Raw genomic sequence first — 13594 nt, forward strand, 5'->3', positions numbered from 1 at the left:
ACCAGGCCCGAGAAGTCCCGATCATCGGAATGATTACCGCTCACTCAGCGAAACGCCGCGACCGCTGACCGGGACTTCGCGCGGGCACCCCGCGATCCACTCGTCATGGTGTGTGAACGGCGTCACGTTCGTGGGTGGCGCACGCGAGGAGGAAGAGTCGATGCGGGTCCTGATCACCGGAGTCACCACACCCACCGGTCGCGCGGTGGCGCGCATGCTGGCGGCCGCCGGGCACGACGTCGTCGGAGCGGACCGGGTTCGGCACCGGTATGTGGATCCGCGGATCGAGGTGCATATCGCCGATGCGGGCAGTGCCGGCGCCTACCGCGGCATCGTCGACGGCTGCGACGTGGTGCTGGACGTTTCGGACGGTCCGGTCGCGGCGGTGGCCGCCGCGGCGCAGGAAGCCGGCGCCCGGCTGGTTGTGCTCGCCTCGCCCGAGCGGGAAGATCTGGCGCGCACGGCCATCGCGGCCACCGGCGCGCGGGCGTTGCTGGTTCGCCCCGCCTCGGTGGCCGGCCGGCGTACCGAGGGCAGTCGCCCCGTGGTCCGGACCCTGCTGAATGCGGGCGGCTCGCAGCGCATTCCGCTGGTGCACACCGACGATGTGGAACGCTTCCTGGTGCTCGCCGCGACCTCCGATCGCACCGGCGTGGTGGATCTCGTTGCGCCCGAGCTCGTTTCCGGCTCGCAGGCGCGGGCGATGCTACGGAAGGCCGGTCTGCGGATTCCGCCTCGCGTCCCGCGCTCCGGCGGCGTTCGCCTTCCCGATCTCGATCCCGCCGCCGCTCAGGGCGATGGGGATTTCCGCTACGGCTGGACCGGTCCCGAAGTGGTCGAGGACATCGCGCGCGGGCTGGTCGGCCGCCGCCCGCACGGCACCGGCTTCCGCGCCCGCCGCGGCGCGATCCCGTTGACCGACTATGTGATTCCCGCGCGCGCGAAGACGTCCGACGGGCATCCGCTGGAGGTGGCCGCCCCCGAGGGGCTGGAGGGCGAATTCGACGACCGCGTCGATCCGCGCATCCCGGTGCACACCGCCACCAACACCTCCGAGGCGCTGCCCGGTCCGATGAGCCCGCTCACCATCGACCTGCAGGCCGGGGCGATCCGGCTCGCCAACGCCGCGATGGGCCATATGATCGCCCTCGACGGCATCGCCCTCGAGCATTGGACCAGCCGGGTCACATCGGTGCTCGGCCACCACATCTTCATCAACGCCTCGATCGGCGTCCTCGCCGCGGACAATATGCCGGGCTGGGACGAGGACAGCATCCGCCGCGACGTGTACGGCGCCATCCCGCCCGAGGTCCAGTTGCAGCCCCAGGGCCGTCCGCCGATGCCGACCGGACTGGGTAGCACGTGGGGTACGGCCAAGGCCACCGGCCGGGTGCTGGCGACGGCACTGCGCTTCCGCACCACCACCGAAACGATCAACGCCGCCTCACATCGAGAAGCGCTGTCGCGCACCGACATCGAGAAGCTGTCCGACGCGCAGCTGCACGCCCGGGCACTGTTGTGGCGGGATCGGCTCAATCAGTCCTGGGCGGCGGCCTCGATCGGCGTCATGCTGGTCGGCGCCGCGACGGCCATGCACGCACGGGGCAAGGACGACCCGGACGTACCGATCGACGTGAACCGCCTCGAATCGGCGCGACCGATGCTGGCGGTGGAACGGCTGGCCGCGGTCTGCCGCGAGGAGCCTGCCGTCCACGAGGCCGCGCGGGCGGGCGATGTCGCCCTGGCGCGCAGTCGCTCGGCCCGCTTCGCGCAGGCCCTGGACGCCGAGCTGGCGGTGGTCGGCCACCGCGGCCCGGGAGAATGCGAATTCCTCAACCCGACCTTCGGCGACCGCCCCGAACTGCTGGTGACCGCCGCCGCCCGGGCCGCCGAACTTCCGGCGCCCAAGCGCGACGCGGTGCCCGAGCCGACCGCGCGCACCGCGCGGATGGCCGTCGGCGCCACGGTCTCGCGGGAACGCGTCCGCGATGCGGTGGTGCGATATACGAACTGCCTGCGCATGGCGGCCCGTGAGCTGGCGGCGCGACTGGTCGATCGGCACGAACTCAACAACGTCGACGATGCCTGGTTCCTCACGCTCGACGAATTGCTCTGGGCGCCTGCGGATCTGAAGGACCGCGTGGCCCGCCGGCGCGAGGAGCGGGTGCGGCTGCAGGCGGTGCGGATGCCGGATCTGGTGGTCGGCCGCTGGGAACCGCAGCCGATGTCGGGAGCCCTCGCGGTCGGCGACAGCCTCACCGGAACCGGAGTGAGCGCCGGTGTCGTGGAGGGCACCGTGAAACTGGTGCTGAGCTCCGACGACGATATCGAGCCCGGCGACATCCTGATCGCCTCGGTCACCGACACCGGCCATACCGCGATGTTCGCCTACGCCGCCGCGGTGGTCACCGATATCGGCGGCTCGGCCTCGCATGCGGCGATCGTGGCCCGCGAGTTCGGCATTCCGTGCGTGGTGGACACCAAGACCGCCAGCACGGGTCTGTCCGACGGCCAGCGGGTGCGGGTCGACGGCGCCGCCGGAACCGTCACGCTGCTGGCCGACGCGCAGGCCTGAGGCTCGCCGATTCGACGCCGCGCGAACGTATCCGCGGCTCAGACGTGGTCCGTCGTCGATCCGGCGGATCTCGAGGAAAGGAACACCACCCGTGCCGATTTCGCATGTCCTGCGGGGGTCGGTGGCCGGTCTGGCCGCCGCGCTCATCGCCGTCCTGCCCGCCGCGACCACCCCGGCATTCGCCGCACCACCGCTGGTCCATACCGCGCCGGCCACGTCGGATCAGCAACAGTCCCTGGGTATTTCCGCCCCCAACGCCCGCGATATCGGTGGTTATCCGACGCAGCACGGGGGCGGGAAGATCCGATTCGGCCTGGTCTACCGCTCCGATGCGCTCAACCGGCTGACGCCCGCCGATCAGCAGAAACTGGCCTCGCTGCGGATCGGCAAGGCCATCGACTTCCGGAGCCCGAACGAGATGAAGGCCGCCCCGGATCAGCTGCCGTCGTCGATTCCCTACAGCGCGCAGTCGATCTGGGATCCGAACAACGACTTCTATCTCATGGTGTCGAGCACCATCGCCGGCGGACCGCAGGTACAGCAGGACAAGCTCGGTGACGGGAAGGCCGCGCAGATCATGCGCGACTACTACCGCTGGCTGGTCACCGACGGTGCGGCGCGGGCCCAGTTCTCCGCGGCGCTGAAGGAGATCGCGAGTTCCCCGAATGCGGTGCTCTATCACTGCACCTCGGGTAAGGACCGCACCGGCTGGATGACGGCGATCCTCATGTCGGCCCTGGATGTGCCCAAGGGGCAGATCTACAAGGATTATCTGGCGTCCAACGACTATCTGGCCGCGAGCAACAAGGCGCAGATGGATGCGCTGGTGCAGCGCGGCCTGGTCACCGATCCGTCGCTGTTCGCGCCGATTCTGGGCGTGCAGGCCGATTATCTGGACGCCTCCTTCGACCAGGTCCGCCAGTCGTACGGATCCTTCGATCGATTCCTGTCCGACGGCCTGGGTGTGGATTCCGCGACGGTCGACGCCCTGAAGGCCAAGTTGCTGGACAAGCCGGGCCGCTGAGCCCACCCGCATCCGATCACCGGCACGCCGCGCTCACCGTCGAGCGCGGCGTGCCGCCGAGGAGAGGCAGACCATGCCGGTTCATTCGGTGACGCCGCGCTCGTCGACCGAGATCACCCGCTACGACCTGGATACCGACGTACTGGTCGTCGGATACGGATGTGCCGGGGCCGCAGCGGCATTCGAGGCCGCGCGCACGGGCGCCCAGGTGCTGGTGCTCGAACGCGCGGGCGGTCCGGGCGGCTCGTCGGCGATGTCGGGCGGTGAGATCTACCTCGGCGGCGGCACCCCGATCCAAACGGCCTGCGGATTCGACGACACCCCCGCCGACATGGCCGCCTACCTGACCGCCGCCCTCGGTCCCGGCGCCGATATCGCGAAGATCGCCGACTACTGCGAGCACAGCGTCGAACATTTCCACTGGCTGGTCGACCGCGGCGTACCGTTCAAACCGTCGCTGTGGGATGCCCCGGCCTGGGTGCCGCCCACCGACGACGGCCTGATGTGGCTCGGCGAGAACAGCTGGCCGTTCACCGAGATCGCCCGCCCCGCCCCGCGCGGACATCGGCCCACCGCCAACGACTTCGGCGGCCTCCTGCTGATGCAGTGCCTCAGCGCGGCGACCGAATCGGCGGGTGTGACAACCCTTTTCGACACCGCCGCCACCGCGCTGATTCTCGCCGGCGACGGCACCGTCACCGGCGTGGTCGCCCGGCAGTACGGCCGGGAGCTGACGATTCGCGTCCGGCGCGGCTGTGTCCTCACCACGGGCGGGTTCGTCGACAACGACGAGATGCTCGCCGCGCACGCCCCGCTGCTGCTCGGCCATACCAAGGTCAGCGCCGGCACCGACGACGGCAGCGGCATCCGGATGGCGCAGGCGGCGGGTGCGGCGGTGCGGCATATGTCGACGGGGCAGGTGGGGATCTCCCTGATTCCCGGATTGGCCGCGCGTGGAATTCTGGTGAACGACAAGGGACAGCGCTTCGTCAACGAGGACACCTACCCGGGCCGCATCGGCCAGGCGGCGCTGTTCACGCAGGGCATGCACGTGTGGGTGGTGGTCGACGAGGAAGCGTTCGAAGCCGTGCCGGAGGAACAACGCTGGGGTGTGCAGCCGACCCATATGGCCGAGACGGCCGACGAACTCGGCGCCGCGATGGGCCTGCCGCCGGGCGCGCTGGCCGCGACGCTGCGCCGGTACAACGAATTCGCCGCCGATGGAACCGATCCCGACCGCCACAAAGCGACGCGATGGTTACGGCCGCTGCGTACCCCGCTGGCGGCCATCGATGTGCGGGCCGGGATTCGACCGCCCGCCGAAGCCGGCGACCGCCGCGGCACCGGCGCGTCGGTGTTCACCCTCGGCGGACTGCACACCGACGCGCACGGCCGCGTGCTGGATATGGACGGCGCCGCCATGCCAGGACTGTTCGCCGCCGGTCGCGCGGCGGTCAATCTGCACGGGCAGGGCTATATCAGCGGGACGTCGCTCGGCGACGGAACGTTCTTCGGCCGGCGCGCGGGAATCGCTGCGGCACAGGGCTGATCGCCGGCGACGGACCGGTGCCTGGCGCCGCACCGGTCTACGCGTGTTCCGCCGCGACGACGACCTCGTGGCGATTTCGGCGCCGCACTGATTCTCGGCGCCACCGCGGCGCTGACCATCGTCTTCGTCCAGGGCGCGGCGTGGGGCGGGTCGGCGGCCACGCTGGGCACACTGGCCGCAGCGATCGCGCTCGCGGCGGCGTTCACCTATCACGTGCGGCACCACCCCGATCCGGTGGTGAGTCCGGCGGTGCTGCGGCACAGCATGTTTCGCATCGCCACCCTCGGCGCGTTCTGCTACTACCTGCCTGCTGGTGTCACCACTGTCCGGTCGCGTCGTCGCGCGCATCGGCGCCCGCGCCTCGGCCGCGCTGGGCGGGCCCGCCATCGCGGCGGGTGCGGGGTGGTGGATCGCTCTGAGCGGGTGCGGCGCATCGTATCCGCTGGTTTTCCTGCCGGGAGCCGTTCTCGCGGGCGTCAGTACGGCCCTGCTGCAACCGCCGCTGTTCGGCGCCTCGTCGCTGCTGCCGCCGGATCAGTTGTCCCTGGGCTCGGGCACGCTGATGATGGCCCGCCAGACCGCGTCGGCTGGCTCTATATGGCGGCCATGGGATTGCTGGCGGCGTTCGCCGGATGGGCGTTCCGTCCGCGGGCATGACCGGATCCGACAGTGATCCGTCGTTGCGGTCGCTACCCGGTAACCCAGAGGATGGGAGGCATGTCATCGAAGCATCGTGTGGTTATCGCGGCCTTTCCGGACGTGGATCTGCTCGACGTCACCGGGCCGGCGGAGGTGTTCGCACTAGCCAATCGGGAGAGCGGCGGTAGCGCCGACTACGAGGTGTTACTGGCCGGACCGGATCGAGGTGTGGTGCGCACCTCGGCCGGTATCCGGGTACTCACCGATCTGGCCTTCGACGACATCGACACGGGCATCGACACTCTCATCGTGCCGGGCGCGGTGGATCCGGCCCCGTCCGGTCCGGTCGCGCGAGTCGACGAGGATGTGGTGTGCTGGCTGCGCGAGGTCGCGCCGCGCACCGGCCGGATCGCGTCGGTGTGTGTGGGTGCGCATCTGCTTGCCGCCGCCGGACTGCTGGACGGGAGGACGGCCACCACTCATTGGTCGACGGCCGGACAGCTGGCCGCGGACCATCCACGGGTGGTGGTGGATCCGGATCCGATCTTCGTGCGCTCGGGCCGGGTGTGGACCGGTGCGGGCATCAGCGCCTGCCTGGATCTCGCCATGGCACTGGTCGCCGACGACCACGGTGAGGACCTGGCGTTGTCGGTCGCCCGGCAACTCGTCGTCTATCTGCGCCGGCAGGGCGGCCAGAGTCAGTTCAGTGTGCCGCTGAGCCGTCCGGCACCGGCCCGCCGCGATATCGAACAACTGCGCACCTACATCGCGGAGAATCTCGACGCCGATCTGTCCGCCGCCGCCCTGGCGAACCGAATGTGCCTGAGCGAACGGCATTTCGCGCGCGTATTCCGGCAGGAGATGGGGCTCACCGTGGCCGCCTACGTCGAAGCCGCGCGCGTCGAGTCGGCGCGACGGTTACTGGAAACCAGCGACTTCCCGCTCTCGCGCGTCGCCCGGTCCGCCGGACTGGGTTCGGTGGAGACCCTGCACCGGGCGTTCCTGCGGCGGCTGGGCACCAATCCCGGCGCGTACCGCCGGCGGTTCCGCACCTCCGCCTGATCTCAGCCACGACGACCGGACCGGGCGCCTGCCCGGCCCGGCGCTCCCCCCTGCCCGAACACTCTGTCCCCCAAGGAAGAAGGTCACCATGTCCGCCGTCGCCACTCCCCTGCGCCGGGTCGTCGGCCTGGCCGACGAGCTCCCCCGCCTGGCCGATGCCACCGTCGTCATGATCGATTTTCAGAACACCTACCGCGAGGGGGTGATGCAGCTGCCCGAGGCCGATGTGGCACTCGCGGCCGGTGCCCGGCTGCTGGCCGCGGCCCGCGCACTGCACCGCCCCGTCGTGCACATCGTCAACGACGGCGGTCCCGGTACCCCCTACGATGTCGGCTCCGATATCGGCGCCATCATCGCCGAGGTCGCTCCCGCCGCGGGAGAACCGGTGGTGGTCAAGAACTTTCCCGACGCCTTCCACGAGACGGACCTGCACGACATCCTGCGGCGTACGGCTGCCGGACCGGATTTGGTCCTGGCCGGATTCATGACCCACATGTGCGTCGCGTTCACCGCGCAGGGTGCGTTCAATCGCGGCTACCACCCGACCGTCGTCGCCGAGGCCTGCGCCACCCGCGCCCTGGCCGCCCCGGACGGAACACCCCTGTCGGCAGATGCGGTGCACGCGGCGGCGCTGACCACGATCAGCGATCTGTTCGGACGCGTCGCCCCTACCGTCGCGAGCCTGATCGACTGACATGATGGACCGATGGCGATCGGAACGGTGAAATTCTTCCGGCCGGAGAAGGGCTGGGGCGCGATCGCCGCGGCGGAACTGCCGGACGGCTGCGACGTTTGGGTGCACTTCAGCGCTATCGAGGGCGAGGGCTTTCGTGAGCTGGCCGCAGGCGATCGCGTGGAATTCGACTACGAGTCCGCACAGCAGGACAGCTTTCGCTACCGGGCTACGCGGGTGCGCCGCATCGACACGGACGGTCACCGCAGATCAGCGGAGGGCTAGCCCCCGTTCAGGCCCGGCCAGCCGTAGCTGGGTCGGCCGGTGGCGGCGCCGGCGCGGGCCAGCGGCGGAGCGGGTGCGTGGACGGCCGGGGCCTGGGCGCCGAGTTGCCGGCGCATCTCGTCCATGTCGAGCCAGCGGATCTGCTGGATGACCTCTTCCAGTTGGGCGGCGGTCTGGAAGCCCGGATTGGAGTAGACGAGCAGTCCCTCACGGAAGGCGACGAGGGTCGGCAGGCTGCTGATCTGGGCGGCGGCGGTGAGGGCCTGCTCCGCCTCGGTGTCGACGGTGGCGTGCACGATCTCCGGGTGCGCGGTCGCGGAGTCGGCGAAGATCGGGGCGAAGCGGGTGCACCAACCGCACCAGGAGGCCCAGAAGTCGACGAGCACGATCGCATGACTCGCGATCACCTGCTCGAAGTTCTGCTGGGTCAACGGTTGGGTGGGCATGGGATCCTCCCGGCGTCGGCCATCGTCGATTCCGGATTCTCCCACGGATCGCCGGTCACAGCAGGGCTCGACCGGGCGGCGTCCGCCGAGCGCTGTCGGACGGCGGCCCGGCTGGGTATCGTGGAGTCATGGGTATGGGCGACCACCCGCAACGAACACCGCTCTACGGCGTGGTGCTGCTGTTGGGCGTTCTGATCCTGGGTATCTGGGTGCACGAGCTGCCGTATGTCGGCCTGCAGGTCCTGGCCTACATCCTGCTCGTCATGATTGCTGCACCCGCCTTCGTGATGACCTTCCGCGACTATTCGCGGTGAGGGTATTCGCTACCCGGTGACCAGGGCGTATCGCAACATCGTCAGCTCCTCGGCCGTCAGCCCGTGCTCGCGCAGCCAGCGGGCGGCACCGCCGTGGTCACGCCGCAGGTCGTCGAGGAACCGCAGCATCACGGCCGCTTCGACGGCCAGAATTCCGGTACTCGTCGGCGGCAGCCCGGAATACGAGTTCAGCGCGTCGAGCCGGTTGCGTACCCGCGTCATCCGCTCGTTGGTGAGGGCGTAGTCCGCCGCGATCACCTCCGGCGCCACCCCCACCGCGTCGAGCAGTACCGCGGCCAGTACTCCGGTGCGATCCTTACCTGCCGCGCAATGGAATACGACCGCCTGCCGGTCGGCATCGGCGACCAGCCGCGCCGCGGCGACGATCTGCTCCGGACTGCCGGCGAGCAGTTGTCCGTACAGCTGCGCCAGATCCACCCGCGTCTTGTCCGGCACCAGATCCCGTGCGGCGAGTGAGGATTGCGCCGATTTGCGGACCGGCAGGTTCACCTTCTCGATCGCCACGGCGGCCAGCAGGCCGTACCCTTCTCGTTCCACCTCGTCGGGCAGCCGCAGGTCGATCAGGGTACGCATCCCGACCGAGCCCAGCAGCAGCGCCACATCCGCCTCGGTCGCCTGCTGCAGGGTGCTCGACCGCAGCGCGACGCCGAATCGGGTAGTACCGCCGCCGCCGACCGGCAGTCCGCCGAGATCGCGGACGTTGTCGATTTCCTCGAAGTCGACCCAGCGCCGGGTCGCGTCGAATTCCTGGGCGATCGGATTACTCGGCACGGCCGGCCGCCGCTTCGTCGGCACGGCTGAGCCCGCACAGCCCGATCAGATCTTCGTGCAGTTCGAACCATACGGTGTGATAGCTGTCCATGATCGGCCGTGCCACCCAGGCGTGATCACCGCCGGCGATCCGCTCGACGGCCGTCTCCAGCCGCTCCCGGTACCGGACCAGCCGCGGTGCGATCGATCCCAGCCGCTCGGCCAGGGGTCGCACCCGGGTGTGCAGTTCGGTGAGCCGGTCCAGCACCGCCGCGTCGTATTCGGCGTCGCCGTGGTCGTTGGGTGTGGACGCGTCCTTCATCTGCCACGCGGTCACGATGTCCTTCAGCTCGGCGTTGACCACGCAGAAGTCCTCGTAGGCGGCGGCCATGGCGGCGGTGTCGACCTCGCCGCGCTCGGCGGACAGCAACTCGCCCAATCGATGTCGCCCGTCGGGCGTCAACCGCACACCCGCGGGGGTGTCGGCGCACAACCCGCCGGCCACCAGGTCCGCACAGCGCGCGCTCACCTCGTCCGCGTCGCCGCCCAGGCTGGCGGCCACCGCGTCACCGCGCACCCGCCCCTTCACCCCGATCAGGCGCAGCAGCTCCAGCTCGCTCACGGTGCGGACAACCGCCTGTGCCGCAACGACTTCCGCATCACCGGCGAGGGCTCCCGCGAGGTCATCGGGCGCCACTCCGGCCCATTCGGCGAGCCTGCGCACATCGTCGAGGACCGCGCCGTCCACGTCTCCACCGGCGACCTCACCCGCCCACACCACACCGGCGCCGCCGTCCACCGTGACACTGCGTCCCGCGAGCGCGTCCACCACACCCGGTCCGCATCCGACGACACATGGCCGCCCGAGTTCCCGGCTCACCAAGGCCGCATGGGAGGTGGTGCCACCCAATTCGGTGACCACGGCGCGGGCCGCGATCATGCCGGGCAGATCATCGGGACTGGTCGTCGGCCGGACCAGGACGACGTTCTCGCCCGCCGCCGCGCGCGCCTCCGCCTCATCGGGATCGGTGACCACGACACCGAAAGCCAGACCAGGGCACGCGGATTCGCCGCGAGCCAGCGCTTCGCCCGCATCCGCCGCCGTGGTCGCCGGCTGCAGGACGGCGCGAATCTGGTCGGCCCCGACCCGCTGCAGCGCCTCCGCCGCGGTGATCAGACCTTCCTCCGCCATCGCGACCGCGGCTCGCACCGCCGCCCGCGCCGAACGCTTCGCCGGACGCGACTGCAGCATCCACAACGTGCCGGATTCGACGGTGAATTCGATGTCCTGGATATCGCGCCCGTCGCGTTCGAGCAGTTCCGCGGCGGCGATCAGCCGATCGTGTACCTGCGGCTGGGTGGCGGCGAGCTCGCTCAGCGGCCGCGGCGTGGTGCGACCCGACACCACATCCTCGCCCTGCCCGCCGACCAGCCATTCACCGTAGGCCGGCCCGTCGCCGGTATTGGGGTTGCGGCTGAACAGGACGCCCGTCCCGGACGCGTCGTCGAGGTTGCCGAACACCATCGCCTGCACGGTGACCGCGGTACCGAGGTCGTCGGCCACTCCGCGGTTGCGGCGATACGCCTTGGCGCGCACCGAATCCCACGACCGGAACACCGCGGTGATCGCCGCGCGCAGCTGTTCCCACGGGTCCGCCGGCACCACACCGTCGGGTGACTGCAACACCGTCTCGCGATACTGCGCCAGGAAACGCCGATGCGTGTCGGCGGCATAGTCGGCGCTGCCGGTCGCGGCGGCCAGCGCCTGTTCGACGCCGTCGTCGATGCCGAGGTTGAGAACGGTGTCCATCATGCCGGGCATACTCACGGCCGCGCCCGAGCGCACGGAGACCAGCAGCGGCCGGCGGATCGAGCCGAAGGTGCGGCCGGTGCCGTGCTCGAGCATGGCGACGCCGTCGCAGACCGCCTGCCAGATATCGTCGGCGATCGCGCCGCGCTCGGTGAAATCACGCCACGCGTCGGTGGTGAGCACGAATGCCGGCGGCACCGGCAGCCCGAGCCCGCGCATGTGGTTGATACTCCAGGCCTTGCCACCGATCCGGTCCCGCGACAGCGGGCAGTTGCCGTCCAGTCCGACGACGGTTTCCGATCGTTGGGCCAGCTCCGCACCCGCGGTCATGTCACTCCTTCGGTCCATCCATCGAGGCATCGAACCCCCTGCCGCCCCGGTCATCCTTCGAGAGTGCCGCCCGACCGTCCTCGGCCAGTAGCGATGGTCCCGCTGAGCGGATGCGGGAACCGCCGGCGCTCCCGTCATACCACTGACCGGGACTGGCGGTGTGCGAACGGCCCGCGCGGCGCCGGCCTGCGGCACCATGGGCCGTGGACCGCCCGACCGGTGGCCGGCGAGGTGTGTTCGACAGTGTGTATCCGGACAGCGATGGTGTGCGAAGAGATGACGGCGGAGCCTGCGACGATTCCGGCGCTGGTATCCGCACAGGCACGCCGGAACGGGTCGACCGTCGCGATCGTCGAGGGCCGCACCCGCCTCACCTACGCCGAACTCCACGCCGAGGCGCTCCGGGTGACCCGCGCGGCGATGGCCCGCGGGGTGGCCGCCGGGGACCGGGTCGCGATCTGGGCGCCCAACAGCGCGCGCTGGATCGTGACCGCCGTGGGCCTGCTCGGCGCGGGCGCCACCCTGGTCCCGATCGGCACCCGGCTGCGCGGACCGGAAGCGGCGGACATTCTGCGCCGCACCCGATGCCGTGGGCTGTTCACGGTGCGCGGATTTCTGGGAATCGACTATCCGAGCCTGCTCACGGATCAGGGCGTCCTGCCGGATCTGGATTTCACGGTCCTGCTGTCCGACACGCGCACGATGGACAGCACCGGCGCCGCGCCCGAGATCGCCTACTCCCGCCGCACAGCGGCGGCTCGACAGACAGCCGACGATGTGTTCGCATCCGCCGGAGCATCGGGGTCGCATCGGGACTCGGCCGAAACCGGTGCCCAGTCGTCCCCGGCCGGTCGCCGGTCGGGCAGCGCACCGACCGGCTGGCGGGCGTTCCTGGCCGGAGCCGAGCGAATCCCGTTGTCGGACGCGCGGTCCCGCACCGACGCGGTATCTGCGGAAGCACTCTCCGACATCCTGTTCACCTCCGGCACAACCGGCACGCCCAAGGGAGTCCTGACGACCCATCGGCAAACCCTCGCCGTGCTGGATCGGTGGGCGAGCGCGGTCACCTTGCGCCACGGTGATCGCTGCCTGCTGGTCAATCCGTTCTCGCACACCTTCGGATACAAGGCGGGCATCGTCGCCTGCCTGTTGCGGGCGGCCACCATGTTTCCGGTGGCGGTGTTCCATCCACGATCCGCGGCGGATCTCATGACGGCCGAGCGGATCACCGTACTCGCCGGCCCGCCGACGATTTTCACCGATCTGCTCGCGGTGGGGCGGTCCTATCCGGCGCTGCGACTGGCCGGCACCGGCGGCACGGCGATTCCGGCGGAGCTGATCGCCCGGATGCGTACCGACCTCGGAGCCGATCGGGTGTTCACCGCCTACGGTCTCACCGAATCGGTCGGCGTGGTCGCGGTCTGCCCACCCGATACGGATATCCAGCGCACCGCGCACACCGTGGGTAAAGCGTTGCCGGGCAGCGAGATTCGAATCTTGGATGCCGACGGCCGCGACCTGCCGGCCGGTGCGCCCGGCCGGATCGTGGTGCGCGGCCCGAACGTGATGTGCGGATATCTCGACGATCCCGGCGCCACCGCCGCCGCCGTCGACCCGGAGGGCTGGCTGCATACGGGCGATATCGGTGTCCTCGACTCCGGCGGTTGGCTGCGGGTCACCGATCGGCTCGAGGATATGTTCATCGTCGGCGGGTTCAACGTCTATCCGGCCGAGGTCGAACAGACGCTGCGCCGCTATCCGGGCAGCGCCGAGGTGGCGGTCGTCGGCGTACCCGACGAGCGCCTCGGAGAGGTCGGCGCCGCCTTCGTCGTTCCCTCCGGAACTGCGCCGTTCGACGCGGACGGTCTGCTCGCGTGGTGTCGCACCCGCTTGGCCGGATACAAGATTCCGCGCACGGTGCGGATACTCGACCGGATGCCGCGCACGACCGCGGGCAAGGTGGACAAGCGCCACTTGCGTTGCGCAGCTTGACAAAACGGATGCTGCGGTCCGTACTGACGCGCGGGGCGGGCCGACCTCGATCGCCGCTGCCGGCTCACGCCCCGCAGCGTCCGGACCGGAGCCACCGAGCCCGGGCCGGCGATGCACGCGATCA

At 70.3% G+C, this 13594-nt stretch carries 11 protein-coding genes and 1 pseudogene; 9 read left to right on the forward strand and 3 right to left on the reverse strand.

The window, feature by feature from the left end; genetic code table 11:
- The first annotated feature begins 112 nt into the window (after window positions 1-112).
- The 7 genes from IRT45_RS37690 to IRT45_RS04065 all read left to right on the forward strand — a co-directional run bounded on the left by IRT45_RS37690 (window position 113) and on the right by IRT45_RS04065 (window position 7807).
- The gene (locus tag IRT45_RS37690; RefSeq protein WP_309240788.1) at window positions 113-2575 is read left to right on the forward strand and encodes a PEP-utilizing enzyme; all 2463 of its coding nucleotides are present in this window, start codon (window positions 113-115) and stop codon (window positions 2573-2575) included.
- Window positions 2576-2666: 91 nt separating this feature from the next.
- Complete coding sequence (locus tag IRT45_RS04040; RefSeq protein WP_309240789.1) at window positions 2667-3599, forward strand: tyrosine-protein phosphatase; 933 nt, start codon at window positions 2667-2669, stop codon at window positions 3597-3599.
- Between the two features lie 73 nt (window positions 3600-3672).
- Window positions 3673-5148 carry an FAD-dependent oxidoreductase gene (locus IRT45_RS04045; protein WP_194804522.1) on the forward strand — a complete coding sequence of 492 codons (1476 nt, stop codon included), beginning with the start codon at window positions 3673-3675 and terminating at the stop codon, window positions 5146-5148.
- 313 nt (window positions 5149-5461) lie between these two features.
- Window positions 5462-5821 carry a hypothetical protein gene (locus IRT45_RS04050; protein WP_194804523.1) on the forward strand — a complete coding sequence of 120 codons (360 nt, stop codon included), beginning with the start codon at window positions 5462-5464 and terminating at the stop codon, window positions 5819-5821.
- A gap of 44 nt (window positions 5822-5865) precedes the next feature.
- Window positions 5866-6849: a GlxA family transcriptional regulator gene (locus IRT45_RS04055; RefSeq protein ID WP_194804524.1), complete on the forward strand. Its 984-nt coding sequence runs from the start codon at window positions 5866-5868 to the stop codon at window positions 6847-6849.
- 88 nt (window positions 6850-6937) lie between these two features.
- Window positions 6938-7543 carry an isochorismatase family protein gene (locus tag IRT45_RS04060; RefSeq protein ID WP_194804525.1) on the forward strand — a complete coding sequence of 202 codons (606 nt, stop codon included), beginning with the start codon at window positions 6938-6940 and terminating at the stop codon, window positions 7541-7543.
- A gap of 12 nt (window positions 7544-7555) precedes the next feature.
- Window positions 7556-7807, forward strand: coding sequence for a cold-shock protein (locus IRT45_RS04065; RefSeq protein ID WP_194804526.1), 252 nt, complete (start codon window positions 7556-7558; stop codon window positions 7805-7807).
- Between the two features lie 92 nt (window positions 7808-7899).
- Here the strand turns inward: IRT45_RS04065 and IRT45_RS04070 are convergent.
- A pseudogene (locus IRT45_RS04070) lies at window positions 7900-8253 on the reverse strand (thioredoxin family protein); the annotation flags it as partial.
- A gap of 128 nt (window positions 8254-8381) precedes the next feature.
- Here IRT45_RS04070 and IRT45_RS04075 point away from each other — a divergent pair.
- Window positions 8382-8567 (forward strand): hypothetical protein, encoded by a 186-nt coding sequence (locus IRT45_RS04075; protein ID WP_036499560.1) that lies wholly within the window; start codon window positions 8382-8384, stop codon window positions 8565-8567.
- 9 nt (window positions 8568-8576) lie between these two features.
- Here the strand turns inward: IRT45_RS04075 and IRT45_RS04080 are convergent, their stop codons facing one another.
- Together IRT45_RS04080 and IRT45_RS04085 are read right to left on the reverse strand one after the other, a co-directional pair.
- Complete coding sequence (locus tag IRT45_RS04080) at window positions 8577-9359, reverse strand: tyrosine-protein phosphatase (protein WP_194804528.1); 783 nt, start codon at window positions 9357-9359, stop codon at window positions 8577-8579.
- Window positions 9349-11478 (reverse strand): pyruvate, phosphate dikinase, encoded by a 2130-nt coding sequence (locus tag IRT45_RS04085; RefSeq protein WP_194804529.1) that lies wholly within the window; start codon window positions 11476-11478, stop codon window positions 9349-9351. Before IRT45_RS04085 ends, IRT45_RS04080 begins: the two co-directional genes overlap by 11 nt.
- A gap of 276 nt (window positions 11479-11754) precedes the next feature.
- Here IRT45_RS04085 and IRT45_RS04090 point away from each other — a divergent pair, with 276 nt between their 5' ends.
- Window positions 11755-13470, forward strand: coding sequence for an AMP-binding protein (locus IRT45_RS04090; protein ID WP_194804530.1), 1716 nt, complete (start codon window positions 11755-11757; stop codon window positions 13468-13470).
- Window positions 13471-13594: the final 124 nt, after the last annotated feature.

The organism is Nocardia sp. BSTN01, from assembly GCF_015354405.1.
In the GTDB taxonomy this organism is placed as follows: domain Bacteria; phylum Actinomycetota; class Actinomycetes; order Mycobacteriales; family Mycobacteriaceae; genus Nocardia.